Consider the following 16,771-nt stretch of genomic DNA (forward strand, 5'->3'; position numbering starts at 1 on the left):
CCATAAAATTACAGGCGCACCCCTCCTGTCAGACAAATTATAAGGACGGGAATATTAGCCCACTTGGCTTACTAAAGTCAAATAAAAAAACCGCGGGCCTAATCGACCCTCTTGAGCGAAGCATATTTAAGCAGCAACACCTTGCGCCCTTGATCCCTGAAAACAATATCGAGTTTGGTCTCCGCTCCCGAACCCTTGACTCCGGCAACCACTCCGGGACCAAAGACCGCGTGTTCCACTCGAGTCCCAGGGGGAAAAGAAACCGGCCCGCCCCGGCTTTCGACCTTTCCTGTTTCCGGCGCCCGCGCCGGAGCGGGGCGCCGACGAATCGGAGCGTCCGCCGGCAAAGCTGAAGCCATGTTCCGGGAAAGCTTCGATTCCGGAGCCCAACCCGCTCCCTTGAGTCCACGATCTTCGCGACGCAGCAGTTCCAGGGGGATGTCAAGCATGAAACGCGAGGGACGGTTATCAACCGTTTGCCCATACAACCGCCGCATTCGACAAGCGGAGAGATGAAGTTTCCGCCGCGCCCGGGTCATGCCGACATAACAAAGCCGCCGCTCTTCTTCCAGCAACTCGGGACGTTCGTAACTGCGGCGCCCGGGAAACAGCCCTTCCTCCATTCCGACCAGAAAAACTTCATCGAATTCAAGTCCCTTGGCCCGATGAATGGTCATCAGGGTAACCCTTGAGGCATTTTCCGCCACCAACTGATCATCGTTAACCAGAGCCACATTTTCAAGATAGCCCGCCAGGGTCGGATGTTCCTGCTCATGTTCCCAGAGCTCAATGGCGTTCAACAATTCGGCCACATTCTCACCACGGGCCTCCGCCTGAATCGGATCGCTATCCTTCTTGAGCCAATCGGCAAAACCAATCTCCGCAATGATTCTGGCGCACAGCTGGCTCGGCTTGCAGGCCTCATGTTCGCGCCGCCAGGTAAGAATCAGATCCCGCAGGGACAGCAATGCGGTTTGTGCTTGTCCGCGCAGCGGAGTCTCCTCCTCCAGACCTTCCAGCGCCTCCCAGAGACTGAGCTGGCGGGCCTCCGCGAAGGCTTGCAAATGCTCAATCGAAACCTTGCCGACGCCGCGCCCGGGAACATTCAGAATCCGTAACAGACTGAGGCTGTCACGTTCATTGTTAACCGCCTTGAGATAAGCCAGCAGATCCCGCACCTCGGCCCGGTCATAGAATTTAGTCCCGCCGATAATTGCATACGGAATGCCCTTGCGACTGAGACCCTCTTCAAAAATCCGGGATTGGGCGTTGGTCCGATAAAAAATCGCAAAAGCTCCGGGTTCCCGCACCGAGCCGGAAATGCGCTTCACCACATAACTGCATTCATCACCCTCATTGGCGGCAAGATAGAGAGAAATCGGCTCACCCGAGCTGTTTTTGGTCCACAGATCCTTGCCTTTGCGTTTCTGATTGCCGGCAATAACCTGCTTAGCGGCCTGAAGAATGGTTGCGGTCGAGCGGTAATTTTCTTCCAGACGAATAACCCGGGCCTCCGGATAATCCGCTTCAAAATCGAGAATATTTTTGATTTGGGCCCCACGCCAGCTGTAAATCGACTGATCGTCATCGCCAACCACACAGAGATTACGCCGAGGTTCGGCCAGCAGGCTGACAAGCCGGTACTGCACCTCATTGGTATCCTGATATTCATCCACCAGAATATATTGAAATCGCTCACGATAGTGTTCAAGCAGATCGGCATGCGCCCCCAGAAGCAGGGTTGTATGAAAAATCAGATCACCGAAATCAAGCGCGTCATTGGCCAGCAGACTCTCCTGGTAGAGCTGATAAACCTCCGCGACCCGCAGAAGCTTGGGATTATGTGAGTGGCGCACTTCACGGGCATATTCTTCGGGCCCGACGCCGCGATTCTTGGCGTCATCAATAATTGAGCGCAACCCCTCGGTCGGAAACATGGTCGGCGAAAGATTGAGCTTGCGGCCCACCTCCTTGAGCAAGGCCACCTGTTCCTTATCGGCATAGATCGTAAACCTATCGGAAAAACCCAGACGGCCACCGTGTTCACGCAAAATCCTGGCGCAAGTTGAATGAAAGGTTGAAATCCACATGCGTTCGGCTACCGGACCAATCAGCGCTCGCACCCGCTCGCGCATCTCCTGCGCGGCCTTATTGGTAAAGGTGACCGCCATGATCTCCTGCGGAGCGACGCCCTTAACTTCAATCAGATAGGCGATTCTATGAACGATCACCCGCGTCTTGCCACTACCGGCGCCGGCCAGAATCAACAGCGGACCGCGATCGTTGATCACCGCTTCGCACTGCACCGGATTAAGTCCGGCCACAAGCTTTTCATGGTTAAAGGGGTTAACTTGGTTCATCACGATAGACTTTCACCTGCAGGAAAAATCAGAAAAGAATGCAGCCCCGGCGGCTCCGCCGGTTGCCAAGGCAAAACCTGCGGCGCTCCCGTTCAGGCCGTATCAGGCCCCCGGCAATTCACGCTCCAGCAGGCTGCGATTATAGGCAGAGATAATATCCTGGCGCGAGACCATGCCGACCAGACGGCGCGGATTAGCTTCAGACACCACGGGAAGATAATCGATATTGCGGGATCCGATCTTTCGCAAGGCATCATCGAGATTTTCCCCGGCCGTGACCGTCAGCACCTTATCCCGGGCCAGTTCTTTGGCAACAATCAGCTCTTCAAGGCCTTCCTCGTACACCAGTTCCCGCAAATCCTGAATACTGAGGATACCGCTTAACAGGCCCTTACCGTCCACCACGGGGTAGGTGGTTTTGCGTGAACGCGGGAGAAACTGGAGCAGGGATTTTAATTTCATGGTCTCGGGGATGGTTTCCAGCGAACCGCGGAACATGATGTCGCCGATTCTGATCGAACGCAGCAGGTTGAGTTCGCGACCATCTTCCAGATGAATCCCTTCCCGGGCCAGGCCATAAGTATCGACACTTTCCGGTTCAATACTGCGGACCACCATGATCCCGACCACCGTAGCAAAAATAGCCGGCAGGATGGCCTGCGATTCACCGGTCAGTTCATAGACCAGAAAGATCGCTGTCAAGGGCGCATGCGTCATGGCCGAAAGAAAGGCTCCTAGACCAACCACAGCGTAACCGTCGGCGGCATGCACGACTTCGGGCAACAGACGGCAGGCCATCAGACCGCAGCTCTCCCCGATCATCAAGCCAACAAACATGATCGGGGCAAAAAGGCCACCGGCCCCACCGGAACCAAGGCAGATGGAAGTCGCCAGAATCTTCATGAAAACCAGGGCCAGGGCCGTGTACCAGAACGGCGGCTGGTGAAAAACATGACCCATATGTTCATAAACATCCCCCATGACCTGCGGAAAAACAAGGCCGATCAGGCCCACCAGCAAACCGCCAAGGGCCGGTTTCAGATAACGGGGAAAACGCAACCGGCTAAAAAAATCATGGACCACGTAAAAAAAACGGATAAAAAAAGCGGCCAGGCAACCGATCACCAGACCCATCGCCATATACACAAAAAGCTCACGAAAATTATTCAGGGCAAAGGCCGGCACCGCCAGCAGACTCGCGCGCCCGAAAAGCAATCGGGTAAAAGCCACCGAGGTGGCGGAAGCAATGACTACCGGCGTAAAGATGGCCAGCCCGATATCGCCCATCATGATAATTTCAAGGGCGAAAAAGACGCCGGCAATCGGCGCGTTGAACGTTGCGGCAATCCCGCCGGCCACTCCGCAGGCAACCAGCAAACGAATCCGGGCCTGATTGAAAGAAAAAAAACCGGCGACCATCTGACCAATAGCACCGCCGACCGCCGCGATGGGCCCTTCCTGTCCGGCAGAACCTCCGCTGCCGATAGTAATCGCCGGCGCGACAATCTTGAGCCAAATATTACGCCGCGCCAGACGGCCCCGACCGAGGTTGACTATCTTTAAGAATTTGGGCAGGCCGTAGCCGCAGACATATCCAGGGAAAACCATTTCCAGAGGAATCAGCAAAAGACCACCAACCATCGGCAGAAGAGGCAAGAGATAAAACTTCCAGCCTCCCTCTCCAACTCCCAGCCAGGATGAGCCGGCGACGAAAAGATACTCATGAAAAAAATTGATCGCGGAACGCAGACCCCAGTTACCCAGGGCACTCAGCCCGCCAACCAGCACCGCGAGGAAAATCAGAAAATAATTCTCCGAAAGGCCTACGCGTTTTTTCAAAACGTCAACCAGGTTGACAAGTCGGCTACGAAAGTTCATTGGTTAACAAGTTCCCGAGGATCATTCGACCGTGACACTTTTCGCCAGATTGCGCGGCTGATCGACATCGGTCCCCTTGATGACGGCCGTATAATAAGCTAAGAGCTGTAGCGGCACAACATAAAGCAGCGGATTAAGCTCTTCATTGACTTCACCGACAACAAAATGATCGAGCTCGCCGACATCCTTCGGGAGGTGCAGGTCGGCGCCGGAAAAAAGCAGCACCCGCCCATCCCGGGCCGCCACTTCCTGGAAGTTACTGATAATCTTATCCAGATGCCGATCCGGGGGCGCGAGAACGACCACCGGCAGGTTTTCATCAATCAGGGCAATCGGCCCATGCTTCATCTCCCCGGCCGGATAACCTTCGGCATGGATATAGGAGATTTCCTTGAGTTTGAGGGCACCCTCGAGGGCAATCGGAAAATTCACCCCTCGAGCCAGATACAAGTAATCACTGGCCTGATGATATTTGCGCGCGAGGTGTTCCACTTCAGAGGCCCTGGCCAGAACCTTTTCCAAGGCGCCCGGCACCTGCTGCAGAGCCCTGATCTGAGCACTGAGCTGATCATGCGTCAGGGTTCGACGGTGAGCCGCAAGATCGAGAACCAGCAGGAAAAGAACCACTAACTGGGTGGTGAAAGCCTTAGTTGAGGCCACCCCGATTTCCGGTCCGGCATAGGTATAGAACACCGCGTCACAATAACGCGCCAGACTGCTTTCCATGACGTTACAAACGGCGAGCAGGGTAGCGCCGCGCTGCTTGGCCTCCTGCAACGCGGCCAGGGTGTCGGCGGTTTCTCCCGACTGAGAAATGCCGATCACCAACGTAGACGAGGAAATCAGGGGATCACGATACCGAAACTCAGACGCGATATCAACCTCGGCCGGAATTCGGGCCAGGCTTTCAAACCAGTATTTAGCCACCAGCCCGGCATGCCATGAGGTACCGCAGGCGATGATCTTGATTTCCTTAAAAGAGAGCCAGCGCTCCGGACTGAAACCCAGCTCCTGCAATTCAACCCCGCTGCGATCCTCATTGAGACGACCCAGCAAGGTATTGCTGACCGCTTCGGGCTGCTCATAAATCTCCTTGAGCATGAAATGTTTATAGCCACCCTTTTCCGCCATAATCGCATCCCAGGTAATCCGCTGGGCTTTTTTCTCTCGCGGGAGCGCGTCATGGAGTCCCTGAATCCGCATCCCCCCTTCATCCAGAACCGCGAGCTCCCCATCCTCGAGAAAAATGACTTCACGCGACCACGCCAGCAAAGCCGGAACGTCGGAAGCCACAAAATACTCTCCCGGCTTTTCCCCCAAAGCCAGCACCAGGGGACTGCTCTGCCGGGCGACCACCAGACGGCGTGGTTCCTGGTCATACATAACCGCCAAGGCATAAGTTCCCCGAATCATAAGCAGAGCGGCCCGCACCGCTTCGACAAAGGAAAGCCCCTGTCTGAGCTCGCCGACAATCAGATGGCTGATCACCTCCGTGTCGGTTTCCGAAGCAAACACCTGGCCGAGGTCACTAAGTTTACGCCGCAGTTCCAGGTAATTCTCAACAATTCCGTTATGAACCACCACGACCCCCTGATAATTATGGGGATGGGCGTTAGCTTCGGTCGGACGCCCGTGAGTGGCCCAGCGGGTATGACCGATGACCGGCGAACCGCAGAGATTTTTTTGCAGAACCTTCTTTTCCAGCCCCACCAGCTTGCCGACGCTGCGATGAATCTCGATTTCCCGGCCGTTGAAAACCGCCATCCCGGCTGAATCATAGCCCCGATATTCAAGCTTGCGTAATCCATCAAGGACCACCGGAACCCCATTACGAGGCCCAAGATATGAAACGATCCCGCACATTTTCAATCCTCCGCGAGCGCTTTACGGCGCTGGGCCATGCCGCGCCCGGCCAGTTCCTTCTGACGGACCCTGGTCGTCACCAGAGCATTAGCCGAAACCTCTCGAGTGACCGTCGATCCAGCCCCGATCAAAGCATCATCGCCGATTTTTACCGGCGCCACCAACTGTGAATCGGACCCGATAAAAACCCGGCACCCGATCTCGGTCCTGAATTTTTTAAAACCATCGTAATTACAGGTTATCGTCCCGGCCCCGAGATTACTCTCGTCACCAACCTCAGCATCCCCGATATAGGCAAGATGGGAAGCCTTGGCGCCACGACCAAAACGAGCCTTTTTAGTTTCCACGAAATTGCCGATTTTAGCGTCAGGCCCGATTTCCGTGCCCGGGCGCAGACGAGCAAAGGGACCGATAGCGCTGCCGTCATCAATCCGTGCCTGTTCAAGCACTGAATAAGGCTTGATTTCAACTCGATCGGCCAAACAGCAATCCTGCAACCAGGCACCGACTCCGATCCGGCAGTTATTGCCGATCGTGGTACGACCAAAAATGGTAACCCCTGAATCGATTTCCGTATCCGGCCCGATACTCACCCGAGAGCCGATCCGCACGGTCTCCGGCAGATGGATTGTAACTCCTCGAGCAAGCCAGACATCGACCAGACGTCGGGCCATGATCTTCTCCAGGGCGACAAGATCCGCCCTCGTGTTAATTCCGAGAATTTCACGAGCATCGTCAAGATCAAAAATTGCGGTTGTTTCACCTCGACTGCGGGCAAAGGCCACCATATCCGTTAAATAGTACTCCCCTTGAGCGTTACGGCAATCAGTCGCGGCCAAAGCCTGACGCAGGAGCTCGAGATCGACCAGATAAGTACCACTGTTAATTCTGGTACAGGCCAGTTCCTCGGGGCTTGCATCCCGTGCTTCGACGATCGCCTCAGGCCGGCCCATTCCGTCAAGCAGGACTCGGCCATAGCTGCCGCCCTCGTCAAGAACCGCGGTCAAGACCGAAAGCTTAGCCTGCTTAGCCTGATGGTGACGATAAAAAGCGCTCAAGGTTTCGGGTCGCAACAAAGGAACATCTCCACAAACAATCAAGACGGTGCCCTGTTCGTTTGCCAGTTGCGGTAAAGCTGCGGCCACGGCATCAGCAGTTCCCCTGGGGCTGGCCTGACGCGACCACTCTAATCCCAGCTCGAAAGCCAGGGCCTCAACCACCTGATCACCGACCTCATCCCCACTGACCACAACCAGGCGCCGCTTGATTCCAAGCTCACTGAGGGTTCGCAAAGAATAAGACAGCATCGGCTTATCCAACAGAAAATGCAGCACTTTAGGACAGGATGAAAGCATCCTGGTGCCCCGGCCCGCGGCCAAGACAATGGCATTGAGCTGATCCATGGCAAAAAACTCCATAAAACAAAAAAACGGGAGTCAGGCAACTCCCGTTTCCGGCCTGTCGGCCCACAGATAAATTCTATAGTTTAAGTTCCATGAAACTTTTCTCAGACTTTGGCAACCGTAATCCGGTTTAGAGCCCGATCCAGCGCCGCTTTTTCTTCAAAAAAATCCTTATCTTCAGGACTCAACTCGGAGAGGCGGGCTTCGGCCCGCTGACGGGCCCTTTCAGCTCGGGCAACATCAATCTCCTGCGGCAACTCTGCGGCATCAAGCAAGACGATAACCTGATGATATTCGACCTCGGCATAACCATGCGAGACGGCCACATACTTAAGCTGGTTGCCTTGCCGATAGATTAACTGCCCGACACTGACCGTTGCCAGAAAAGGAGTATGTCCAGGCAACACCCCGAACTGGCCCTCTTCTCCAGGAGCGATTACCTCATCCACCTCAACATCCAATACCTGGCGATAAGGACTGACAATGACCAGACGTATTTTATCACTTTCCATAATTGTACTGTCTCACTTGACTTGTTGCTTTAAAAAGTATCCGGACAGTCGACTCAGTTAAACGCCGAGTTTTTTGGCCTTTTCGACCACTTCTTCGATACCGCCGACCATGTAAAAAGCTTGTTCCGGAAGCGAATCATACTTACCTGAGATGATTTCTTCAAAAGCACGGATGGTATCATCAAGCTTAACATAGACTCCGGGGGTGCCGGTAAACTCTTGGGCGACATGAAAGGGCTGGGAGAGAAAACGCTGTATCTTCCGCGCCCGGTTGACCAGCTGTTTATCATCTTCAGATAGCTCATCCATTCCCAGAATCGCAATAATATCCTGAAGATCTTTGTAACGCTGCAGTACCAGCTGCACTTCACGAGCAACCTTATAGTGTTTTTCACCGAGCACCCGGGGATCGAGAATACGGGAGCTTGAGTCCAGCGGGTCAACCGCAGGATAGATACCAAGTTCGGCAATCTGCCGAGAGAGAACCGTAGTCGCATCAAGATGCGCAAATGACGTGGCCGGCGCGGGATCGGTCAGGTCATCCGCCGGCACATAAATGGCCTGAACGGAGGTAATCGAACCCTTTTTCGTCGTGGTAATCCGCTCCTGAAGTTCACCCATTTCGGTAGCCAGGTTCGGCTGATAACCAACCGCTGAAGGCATGCGCCCCAGCAAAGCCGAAACCTCTGAGCCGGCCTGGGTAAAACGGAAAATATTATCAATAAAAAGAAGCACGTCCTGACCTTCTTCATCACGAAAATATTCCGCGACCGTCAAGGCCGAAAGGCCAACCCGCAAACGAGCTCCCGGGGGCTCATTCATCTGGCCGTAAACCAAGGCGGTTTTTTCAAGTACGCCGGAAGCCTTCATTTCATGCCAGAGGTCATTCCCTTCCCGAGTCCGTTCGCCGACGCCACCAAAAACCGAATAGCCGCCGTGCTGCGTGGCAATGTTGTTAATCAGTTCCATAATAACGACGGTCTTACCGACCCCGGCTCCACCAAACAGTCCGATCTTACCACCCTTGACATAAGGAGCCAACAAATCGATAACCTTGATCCCGGTTTCCAGGGCTTCAAGACCGGTACTCTGATCTTCATAAGAAGGAGCCGGACGATGAATCGGATAGCGTTTTTTCTCACCGATGGGACCCATTTCGTCAACCGGGTCACCAATTACATTAATAATACGACCCAGGACTTCATGGCCGACCGGCATCGTCATCATTTCACCGAGATCCCAGACCTCAGTGCCCCGCACCAGACCATCGGTTGAATCCATTGAAACCGCACGAACCGTGTTTTCGCCGAGATGCGAAGCCACTTCACAGACCAGGTTCCACTCTTTGTCGTTCAACGATTTGTTGGTAATCCGCAGAGCATTAAAAATCGGGGGCAATTTTCCTTTTTCGAACACAACGTCAACTACAGGTCCAATTACTTGGGTTATTCTGCCAATATTCTTATTGCTCATTACCTTTACCTCTTAATCGGTTTTATCACAAAATTTTAATAAATTGTATTGAACCTGGTTATCAATTCAGTGCTTCCGCGCCGCTGACAATTTCCATCAGCTCAGTGGTTATCGCCGCCTGTCGCGCGCGGTTGTAAAGCAAGGTCAGTTTTCCACTCATTTCAATCGCGTTTTTGGTTGCCGAATCCATAGCCGTCATGCGCGAGCCATGCTCGCTGGCAATGGACTCAAGCAGCATACGGAACATCTGGGTGTAGAGATAACGCGGTATGATTTCGGCCAGCAAGGCATCTTCGGACGGCTCATAGAGGTATTCTACCGGAACTTCCCCCTCGGCCAAGGGTCGCGGTTCCAGCGGCAATAAACGTTGAACCACGATATTCTGGGTCATGGCCGATTGAAACTCAGTGTAGGCGACATACACGGCATCACTTTCACCCTGAACATAGCGATCGATTATCGGACGGGCGACACTTTCAGCCTGACTGAAACTGGTACTGCCGGGGTTAAGATCCTCATTACGGAATTCCCAGTTGCGGCGACGAAAATAATCTCTGGCTTTACGGCCGACGACGCTGAGACAAACTTCATCGCAGCTCGCCTGCCTGTCTCTGATAAAACTATCGGCGGCCTTGATAACATTGGTATTAAAACCGCCACAGAGACCACGATCAGAAGTGATGACCAGAAGCTCGATCTTTTTTTCCTCGCGACGTTGTAAGAGGGGATGCTTGCCGGGTTTAACCCGAACCGCCAGACTGGCCAGCACGTCTCCCATCTTAATCGCATATGGACGCGCCTGGACCACGCCCTCCTGAGCTTTTTTCAGCTTCGAAGCGGCTACCATCTGCATGGCTTTGGTAATCTGCTGCGTACTTTTGACGCTGGCGATTCGCTTTCTGATATCTTTTAGATTTGCCATCTATTTTCCTGTTTCCGCCTGAATCAGTAAGTTCGGAAATTTATAATAACGCAGTGCCGCAGACTACCTTAACTAAGCTTTGAAAACATCTTTAAAGGCTTTCAAAGCTTCCTCCATGCGGCCTTTAAGATCGTCATCTATGGCTTTACGCTCTTTCAGATCGACTAAGATCGAGCTGTAGTTAGCTGCGATAAAGGCCAAAAGTTCGGCCTCATAGCGCAGCAGTGCCGCTTCCGGATAGCCGTCGATATGCCCATTAATCGCGGCATAAATAATAAAAACCTGTTTTTCCATCGGCAGCGGTGAATACTGATCCTGCTTGAGGATTTCGACCAGGCGCGATCCACGGGCCAGCATGGCTTGAGTTGCTTTATCGAGATCACTGCCGAACTGGGCGAAAGCCGCCATTTCCCGGTACTGGGCCAGGTCGAGACGGAGTGAACCGGCAACCTGTTTCATGGCTTTCACTTGCGCCGAGCCACCAACCCGGGAAACCGATAAGCCAACGTTAATGGCCGGTCGAATCCCGGAATAGAACAGATCGGACTCCAGAAAGATCTGACCGTCGGTAATCGAAATCACGTTGGTCGGAATATAGGCGGAAACATCGCCGGCCTGAGTTTCAATAATCGGCAAAGCGGTAAGGGAACCACCACCACGCTCAGCGCTCATTTTAGCGGCCCGCTCCAGTAGGCGGGAATGAACATAGAAGACATCCCCGGGATAGGCTTCGCGTCCCGGGGGACGCCGGAGCAGCAGTGAAAGCTGGCGATAGGCCACCGCCTGTTTGGAAAGATCGTCATAAATTATCAGGGCATGTTTGCCGCTGTCGCGAAAATATTCACCCATCGTCACTCCACTATACGGAGAAATAAACTGCAGGGGCGCAGGTTCGCTGGCAGTCGCTGCGACAACCGTGGTGTATTCCATGGCGCCGAACTCTTCAAGCTTGGCAACCACTTGGGCCACCGTTGAGCGTTTCTGACCGATAGCCACGTAGATACAGTAAACATCAGTATTTTTCTGATTAATAATCGTATCAACGGCTACCGCTGTCTTTCCGGTCTGCCGGTCGCCAATAATCAATTCACGCTGCCCCCGACCGATTGGCACCATCGAGTCAATGGCTTTAAGCCCGGTCTGCAATGGTTCATGGACAGACTGTCGGTCGACAATCCCGGGGGCTTTGATCTCTACCCGGCGACGATGTTCGGAAACGATAGGTCCCTTGCCGTCAATCGGCTGCCCCAACGCATTGACCACACGACCCAACAAGGCTTCGCCGACCGGCACTTCAACAATCCGCCCGGTACGTTTGACTTCATCACCTTCGCCGATCTCCGTATCTTCTCCGAAAATCGCAGCCCCGACATTGTCTTCCTCAAGGTTCAGAACCATACCGTAGATATCATGCGGAAAAAGCAGCAGCTCACCGGCCATGGCATTTTCCAAGCCGTAGATACGCGCGATGCCATCACCTACCGTCAGGATAGTCCCGGTCTCACTGACCTCTACCTTTTTCTCATAGTTTTCGATCTGATCCTTGATAATCTGGCTTATCTCTTCAGCGCGTAATTCCATGACCTTTTGTAACTCCCTAGAAAACTGCTTTATTCAATAATGAATCCATTCTGACTCAGTTTCTCAATTGAGTTGCCAGCGTGCAATCCCTCCGTCAACTCAGTTACTTCTGTTATGCGCGCAGGCTCTCACCCAGGCGATTCAGCTGAGTTCTGATACTACCGTCGTAAACCTTACCCTCGTAGCGGGCAACCAGTCCGCCAAGCAGACTTTCGTCAACATTGATGGCTAGGTCAACTTCCTTTCCTGTTATCCGTTTGAACTCTTCGCGCAATTGAACCTGAACCTCCTCTTCCAGGAGGGTCGCAGTGGCGATCTCCACCTTCAGGCGCCCTTCGGCTTCATCCACCAAACGGGCAAAATTTTCCGCCACCAAAGCAACATAGGCTATTTTATTTTTGTCGATCAGAATTCCCAGTAAACTGCGCAAGCGGTCTGAAACCCGCAAACGATCCAACAGGGAATTCAAAACCTGCTTGCGCTGCGCCACCTCAAAAACCGGATTATAGAGAACCCCGCGCAGCTCCGCTTGCACCGCCAGAAAAGCCACAAAGTCGTCGAGCTCCAAACGTGCTTCCAGCAAACGCCCATCTTCACGAGCCAGGGCAAAGTAGGCCTTGGCGTATCTCTTGGCAATAATATCGCGAATCAAATCATGCCCTCACTATTTTTCCCAGATAGTTTTCCACCATTCGCCGACGGTCGCTGTCATTGAGGTTTTCCTTGACCAGACGTTCGGCTACCTCAAGTGCCCGCCGGGCCGCCTCATCACGCAATTCGCGCTTGGCAGCCAGGACTTCCTGCTCAGCCATCTGCCGGGCCTGCTGACGCAACTTAGCCACAAATGCTTCCGTCTCCAGCTGCATCCTCTCCTGCTCGCGCCGAGCTTCCAGCTGGCTGCGTTCTTCCAACTCCCGCAATTCCGCTTCCAGTCCGGCCAGCTTGGCCTGATATTCGCTATAGAGCTTTTCCGCCGCCGTTTTCGCTTCCTGAGCTTCTGCCACCCCTTTCAGTAAACTCTCTTTACGACCAGCAAAAAACTCACGAAAAGGCTTACCCGCAAACCTGATTAGGATCCAGAGCAGGACTCCGAAATTGATCAATCGCCAGAGAAAGTCCCTAAGCAGAGGCAGCGGCTTCTCGGCCAGCAAGGTATAGAGGCTCTGGTGTTCGCCGCCACCATGTTCAGCCGCCCCGGCCGCCGCCGCGGCAAAGCCAACCAACAGAACAACCAACGCAAGCTTCACGGCTTTGTTCACTGCACAACTATTCATTCTAATCCCGCACCCCTTGACTTGAAACCTGACAATTTCGTAAGCACTTCGCCAATTAAACCGCCGCGATTAAAAACTAAAGCTCCCTCTCCAGGATTTTTCCGGCGATATTCCGGGCCAGCGAGTCAACCTCATGGGCCAGTTTTTGCCGTACGTCCTCACTTTCACGCCGAACCCGTTCTCTCGTCGCCTCAACCTGAGCCAAAGCCTCTTCCCGGGCTTTATCCAGCAATTCCCGCGACTCCCGAACCGCGCCCTCCCGAACCGCTGCGGCACGGTCCATCATGCCGGCCTTGGCCTTTTCGATCCGCTCGTGGTAGGTCACGCGGTTCTGATCCGCCCGTTGCCGAACCTCATGGGCTCCGGCAACGGTACCCTCAACCTTGGCCTGACGCGCATCGATGACGCGCAAAACCGGCTTGAACAAAAAGTAGTGCAGGAACACCATCAGGGCAACGATAACACCCCACTGGATCAACATTGTCGCATTCAGATCAATCACGGTCTATTCTCCCAAGGAAATTACCACGCTACACAGCCCGTCACAACCCGACCCACGGCCAAAACAAGCCTGTATTCCAAGCTGTTTTAACTTATTTACCGGGCACTAAAGCGGGCGCATTGTTAACATACCGCAGCTCGCCAAGTCAAGTTTTTTTTGTGCCCTCAGCCCTCCAGCTAAGAAGCTAATTTTACTGAAAAAACATCTTGACAATAAAATCAAAAAAGTTATATTTTTAAAGCATAACCCCATTTTAATGATGCTGAACCGAACCATTCGGGTCAGCCAGACATGAGGCCCGTGATTAAGCCCTTCCATACGCCGCTGACAAATTACAATCCGGTTTTCACTCAAAGAAAAATTGACCGGATCAGACATTTGTTCCTGACACTTGTTTTACTTTCAATCTTCTGGCTGCTGCTTTCCGGCCATTACGATGTTTTCCATCTTACAATCGGTTTAGGCTGCTGCCTTCTGGTCGCCTACGCCTCCGGCGACTTTCTTTTTGTTTATGTCGGAGCCGGCCATACGCATCTTATTTTTCCGCGCCTACTGCTTTATATCCCGTGGCATTTTTACCAGATCGTGCTTTCCAATTTACATCTGGCAAAACTGGTTTTTTCTCCCCTGAACAAACTGAATCCCCGCATGATTCCCTATCAGACCCGCCTGACTAACGGCATGGCCCTGGTTACCCTGGCCAACTCAATCACCCTGACCCCGGGCACTATAACCGTAGATCTGATTGACCAGAAAATGATCATTCACGCCATTGACGACAAGGTCGTCGAAGATCTTCAAAGCGGAGAGATGGAGGCACGGATTGAAAAGGTATTCCTGCCGATGGGCCCCACCAACGAACACGCCCGCGCCATGCTCGCCACGGAAGCCGACAATCTGATCGTCAAGACCATCATTCGAATATTCACTCCCTTCATTCAGCTTTACGCCCTGTACGTCATCGCTCACGGCCATTATTCTCCCGGGGGCGGCTTTCAGGGGGGTGTGATTCTGGCGGCCAGCATCATACTGCTGGCTTTGGCCTTCGGGCTGCGTCGAACCCTTACCAAGGTTACGGAAAAGCTGACTGCCATGCTCTGCAGCACTGGGGTTTTCATTTATGGAGGCATCGGCGCTCTGTGCATTTTACTGGGCGGAAACCTGCTGGATTACGCCCAGCTTGACGGCATGCTCCAGGTCGGCATTCCACAGGCCCGATCACTGGGTATACTCGGAGTTGAAATCGGGGTCGGGGTCGCGGTCATGGCCTGCATGATCTCTATTTTTGTCGATATCGCAAGCGCCGGCGAACTTAGCGGCAAACGGGCCGACGCGTCGCGAGCTCTGCAAACGACCGAGGAGAAGCGCTGATGGAAGTATTTTTCCTCGGCAGCAGCCTTTTTCTCTGCCTGCTGGTTGTTCCCTGTCTCTATCGAGCCATAGTCGGACCAACCATCATCGACCGCATGGTTGCAGTCGGTGCCATCGGCACCAAGACCCTGATAATTTTGGTTGTAATCGGCTTTCTTTACGAAAGAGTCGCCATGTTTATCGACATCAGCATGGTTTACGCCATCCTCAACTTCGTCGGAACCCTGGCGGCGGCCCGCTATTTTGAAGGCAAGGGGGAAATCTGATGACCATAGGAAATTTTGCAACCATCACCCTGGTCTGTCTGGGCTGTTTTTTCTTTATGACCGGCGCTATCGGTTTAGTGCGTTTTCCTGATTTCTACGCCCGCATGCATGCCACCGGTAAAAGTGATACCCTGGCTGTTTTTCTGTGCCTGAGCGGCCTCGCCGTTCATCTGGGTTGCAACCTTGACAGCCTGAAACTTTTATTGATTGCGGTCTTTTTCTTTTTCGCCAATCCGACCGGAACCCATGCCATCTGCCGAGCCGCCTTTCGCTGCGGGGTCAAACCCTGGACCAACAAGGAAAGAAAATCATGATCTGGCAGCTGGATATTGTTCTGCTTCTGTTTATCGTCATTTGTGCGCTTGCCGCCATCAACCTCAAGGATCTCCTGGGCGCGGTTATCATTCTCGGCGCCTACAGTTTTTTCATGTGTCTGCTCTGGACCGAAATGGGTGCCGTTGACGTGGCCTTCACCGAAGCTTCGGTGGGAGCCGGAATCGGCACCGTGTTGTTTATTGCGGCCGTCAATAAAACCTCACGGAGGTCAAAGGACTGATGACAAACTGGCTCAAACTGTTTTCCTGGATCGCCGTCATCATGACCGGAGCGCTGCTGGTGTACGGCATTCATGACATGCCGGCCTGGGGAGATCCCGACTCTCCGGCAAACACCCACGTTTCACCGCGCTACATCACTGAAGCCGGATTGCGAACCGCCACCCCCAATATCGTGACCGCGGTCCTGGCCGATTATCGAGGTTATGACACCCTGGGAGAAACCACGGTAATTTTTACCGCTTCAATTTCTTGCCTCTTTCTTCTGCGCCGGGTCCGTAAAATCCGACTCCACCCCGACCAGGAATGACCAAGGCGTAACCACAGATGCTTGAATACATTCTGGCCAAATACAACTTTTGGATTTACGTGGTCCTGATGATGATCGGCCTTTATGCCATGATGGGCAAACGTAACCTGGTCAAAAAATTGATCGGCATGAATATCTTTCAGACCTCGATCATCCTTTTCTTTGTTTCGATCGGGGTCAAGAAAGGCGGCGCCACGGTTCCCATCCTGAAAGACTTCGGCCATGGCCATGGCGAGCCGTTAATCAGGGTTGCCGACTATCTTAACCCTCTGCCTCACGTCCTGATGCTGACCGCGATTGTCGTTTCCATCGCCACTACCGGCGTGGCCCTGGCCACCTTGATTTTGATTTATAAACGCTATCAGACGCTGGAAGAAGATGAGATCATGGCCATTCGCAAGGAGTCATCCTCCTACAAAACCTCAGGCCTCGAAAGTTGATTTGAGAGATCAAGATGTTCCCAACCACCGGAATCGCTGCGGCTAAGCCGCAAAGACCCTGT

Annotated in this window: 17 protein-coding genes; 6 read left to right on the top strand and 11 right to left on the bottom strand. The window is 53.4% G+C overall.

The features are described 5' to 3' along the window. Positions 1-98: 98 nt before the first annotated feature. From ENN66_10055 to ENN66_10105, 11 genes are all read right to left on the bottom strand, one after another. Positions 99-2,360: an ATP-dependent DNA helicase PcrA gene (locus ENN66_10055; GenBank protein ID HDS16923.1), complete on the bottom strand. Its 2,262-nt coding sequence runs from the start codon at positions 2,358-2,360 to the stop codon at positions 99-101. 102 nt (positions 2,361-2,462) lie between these two features. Then, on the bottom strand, positions 2,463-4,238 hold the full coding sequence (locus tag ENN66_10060) for a chloride channel protein (protein HDS16924.1): 1,776 nt from the start codon (positions 4,236-4,238) through the stop codon (positions 2,463-2,465). A gap of 21 nt (positions 4,239-4,259) precedes the next feature. After that, positions 4,260-6,101 (bottom strand): glutamine--fructose-6-phosphate transaminase (isomerizing), encoded by a 1,842-nt coding sequence (gene glmS, locus ENN66_10065; protein ID HDS16925.1) that lies wholly within the window; start codon positions 6,099-6,101, stop codon positions 4,260-4,262. A gap of 2 nt (positions 6,102-6,103) precedes the next feature. Continuing rightward, positions 6,104-7,519: a UDP-N-acetylglucosamine diphosphorylase/glucosamine-1-phosphate N-acetyltransferase gene (gene glmU, locus ENN66_10070; protein HDS16926.1), complete on the bottom strand. Its 1,416-nt coding sequence runs from the start codon at positions 7,517-7,519 to the stop codon at positions 6,104-6,106. A gap of 89 nt (positions 7,520-7,608) precedes the next feature. Beyond that, positions 7,609-8,016, bottom strand: coding sequence for a F0F1 ATP synthase subunit epsilon (locus ENN66_10075; protein HDS16927.1), 408 nt, complete (start codon positions 8,014-8,016; stop codon positions 7,609-7,611). A gap of 57 nt (positions 8,017-8,073) precedes the next feature. Next, positions 8,074-9,489, bottom strand: a complete 1,416-nt coding sequence (atpD, locus tag ENN66_10080) for a F0F1 ATP synthase subunit beta (protein HDS16928.1) — start codon at positions 9,487-9,489, stop codon at positions 8,074-8,076. A 61-nt stretch (positions 9,490-9,550) separates the two neighbouring features. Further along, entirely contained in the window at positions 9,551-10,411 is an 861-nt protein-coding gene (atpG, locus tag ENN66_10085; GenBank protein ID HDS16929.1) for an ATP synthase F1 subunit gamma, read from the bottom strand. A gap of 72 nt (positions 10,412-10,483) precedes the next feature. Beyond that, positions 10,484-11,992 carry a F0F1 ATP synthase subunit alpha gene (locus tag ENN66_10090; protein HDS16930.1) on the bottom strand — a complete coding sequence of 503 codons (1,509 nt, stop codon included), beginning with the start codon at positions 11,990-11,992 and terminating at the stop codon, positions 10,484-10,486. Between the two features lie 112 nt (positions 11,993-12,104). After that, positions 12,105-12,644: an ATP synthase F1 subunit delta gene (gene atpH, locus ENN66_10095; protein ID HDS16931.1), complete on the bottom strand. Its 540-nt coding sequence runs from the start codon at positions 12,642-12,644 to the stop codon at positions 12,105-12,107. A 1-nt stretch (position 12,645) separates the two neighbouring features. After that, positions 12,646-13,266, bottom strand: a complete 621-nt coding sequence (locus ENN66_10100) for a hypothetical protein (GenBank protein ID HDS16932.1) — start codon at positions 13,264-13,266, stop codon at positions 12,646-12,648. A 76-nt stretch (positions 13,267-13,342) separates the two neighbouring features. Next, complete coding sequence (locus tag ENN66_10105) at positions 13,343-13,768, bottom strand: hypothetical protein (GenBank protein ID HDS16933.1); 426 nt, start codon at positions 13,766-13,768, stop codon at positions 13,343-13,345. Between the two features lie 291 nt (positions 13,769-14,059). Between ENN66_10105 and ENN66_10110 the strand changes: the two genes are divergently transcribed. From ENN66_10110 to ENN66_10135, 6 genes are read left to right on the top strand one after another with little or no spacing between them, the layout of a single operon-like run. Further along, entirely contained in the window at positions 14,060-15,139 is a 1,080-nt protein-coding gene (locus ENN66_10110; GenBank protein HDS16934.1) for a Na(+)/H(+) antiporter subunit B, read from the top strand. Then, complete coding sequence (locus ENN66_10115) at positions 15,139-15,405, top strand: pH regulation protein F (GenBank protein ID HDS16935.1); 267 nt, start codon at positions 15,139-15,141, stop codon at positions 15,403-15,405. The genes ENN66_10110 and ENN66_10115 overlap by 1 nt, the downstream gene beginning before the upstream one ends. Continuing rightward, a complete protein-coding gene (locus ENN66_10120) occupies positions 15,405-15,719 on the top strand; it encodes a monovalent cation/H(+) antiporter subunit G (GenBank protein ID HDS16936.1) in 315 nt (104 codons plus the stop codon). The genes ENN66_10115 and ENN66_10120 overlap by 1 nt, the downstream gene beginning before the upstream one ends. Next, positions 15,716-15,961, top strand: coding sequence for a DUF4040 domain-containing protein (locus ENN66_10125; GenBank protein ID HDS16937.1), 246 nt, complete (start codon positions 15,716-15,718; stop codon positions 15,959-15,961). The genes ENN66_10120 and ENN66_10125 overlap by 4 nt, the downstream gene beginning before the upstream one ends. Continuing rightward, on the top strand, positions 15,961-16,269 hold the full coding sequence (locus tag ENN66_10130) for a hypothetical protein (GenBank protein HDS16938.1): 309 nt from the start codon (positions 15,961-15,963) through the stop codon (positions 16,267-16,269). The genes ENN66_10125 and ENN66_10130 overlap by 1 nt, the downstream gene beginning before the upstream one ends. A gap of 17 nt (positions 16,270-16,286) precedes the next feature. After that, positions 16,287-16,709 carry an NADH-quinone oxidoreductase subunit J gene (locus tag ENN66_10135; protein HDS16939.1) on the top strand — a complete coding sequence of 141 codons (423 nt, stop codon included), beginning with the start codon at positions 16,287-16,289 and terminating at the stop codon, positions 16,707-16,709. Positions 16,710-16,771 lie beyond the last annotated feature (62 nt).

Source organism: Pseudomonadota bacterium (genome assembly GCA_011049115.1).
Classification (GTDB): Bacteria; Desulfobacterota; Anaeroferrophillalia; order Anaeroferrophillales; family Tharpellaceae; genus DSCM01.

Bases quoted from the DNA above. Each gene is read 5' to 3' on its own strand.
- ENN66_10055 (HDS16923.1), bottom strand. From the start codon at position 2,360: ATGAACCAAGTTAACCCCTTTAACCATGAAAAGCTTGTGGCCGGACTT.
- ENN66_10060 (HDS16924.1), bottom strand. From the start codon at position 4,238: ATGAACTTTCGTAGCCGACTTGTCAACCTGGTTGACGTTTTGAAAAAA.
- glmS (HDS16925.1), bottom strand. From the start codon at position 6,101: ATGTGCGGGATCGTTTCATATCTTGGGCCTCGTAATGGGGTTCCGGTG.
- glmU (HDS16926.1), bottom strand. From the start codon at position 7,519: ATGGAGTTTTTTGCCATGGATCAGCTCAATGCCATTGTCTTGGCCGCG.
- ENN66_10075 (HDS16927.1), bottom strand. From the start codon at position 8,016: ATGGAAAGTGATAAAATACGTCTGGTCATTGTCAGTCCTTATCGCCAG.
- atpD (HDS16928.1), bottom strand. From the start codon at position 9,489: ATGAGCAATAAGAATATTGGCAGAATAACCCAAGTAATTGGACCTGTA.
- atpG (HDS16929.1), bottom strand. From the start codon at position 10,411: ATGGCAAATCTAAAAGATATCAGAAAGCGAATCGCCAGCGTCAAAAGT.
- ENN66_10090 (HDS16930.1), bottom strand. From the start codon at position 11,992: ATGGAATTACGCGCTGAAGAGATAAGCCAGATTATCAAGGATCAGATC.
- ENN66_10100 (HDS16932.1), bottom strand. From the start codon at position 13,266: ATGAATAGTTGTGCAGTGAACAAAGCCGTGAAGCTTGCGTTGGTTGTT.
- ENN66_10110 (HDS16934.1), top strand. From the start codon at position 14,060: ATGAGGCCCGTGATTAAGCCCTTCCATACGCCGCTGACAAATTACAAT.
- ENN66_10115 (HDS16935.1), top strand. From the start codon at position 15,139: ATGGAAGTATTTTTCCTCGGCAGCAGCCTTTTTCTCTGCCTGCTGGTT.
- ENN66_10120 (HDS16936.1), top strand. From the start codon at position 15,405: ATGACCATAGGAAATTTTGCAACCATCACCCTGGTCTGTCTGGGCTGT.
- ENN66_10125 (HDS16937.1), top strand. From the start codon at position 15,716: ATGATCTGGCAGCTGGATATTGTTCTGCTTCTGTTTATCGTCATTTGT.
- ENN66_10130 (HDS16938.1), top strand. From the start codon at position 15,961: ATGACAAACTGGCTCAAACTGTTTTCCTGGATCGCCGTCATCATGACC.
- ENN66_10135 (HDS16939.1), top strand. From the start codon at position 16,287: ATGCTTGAATACATTCTGGCCAAATACAACTTTTGGATTTACGTGGTC.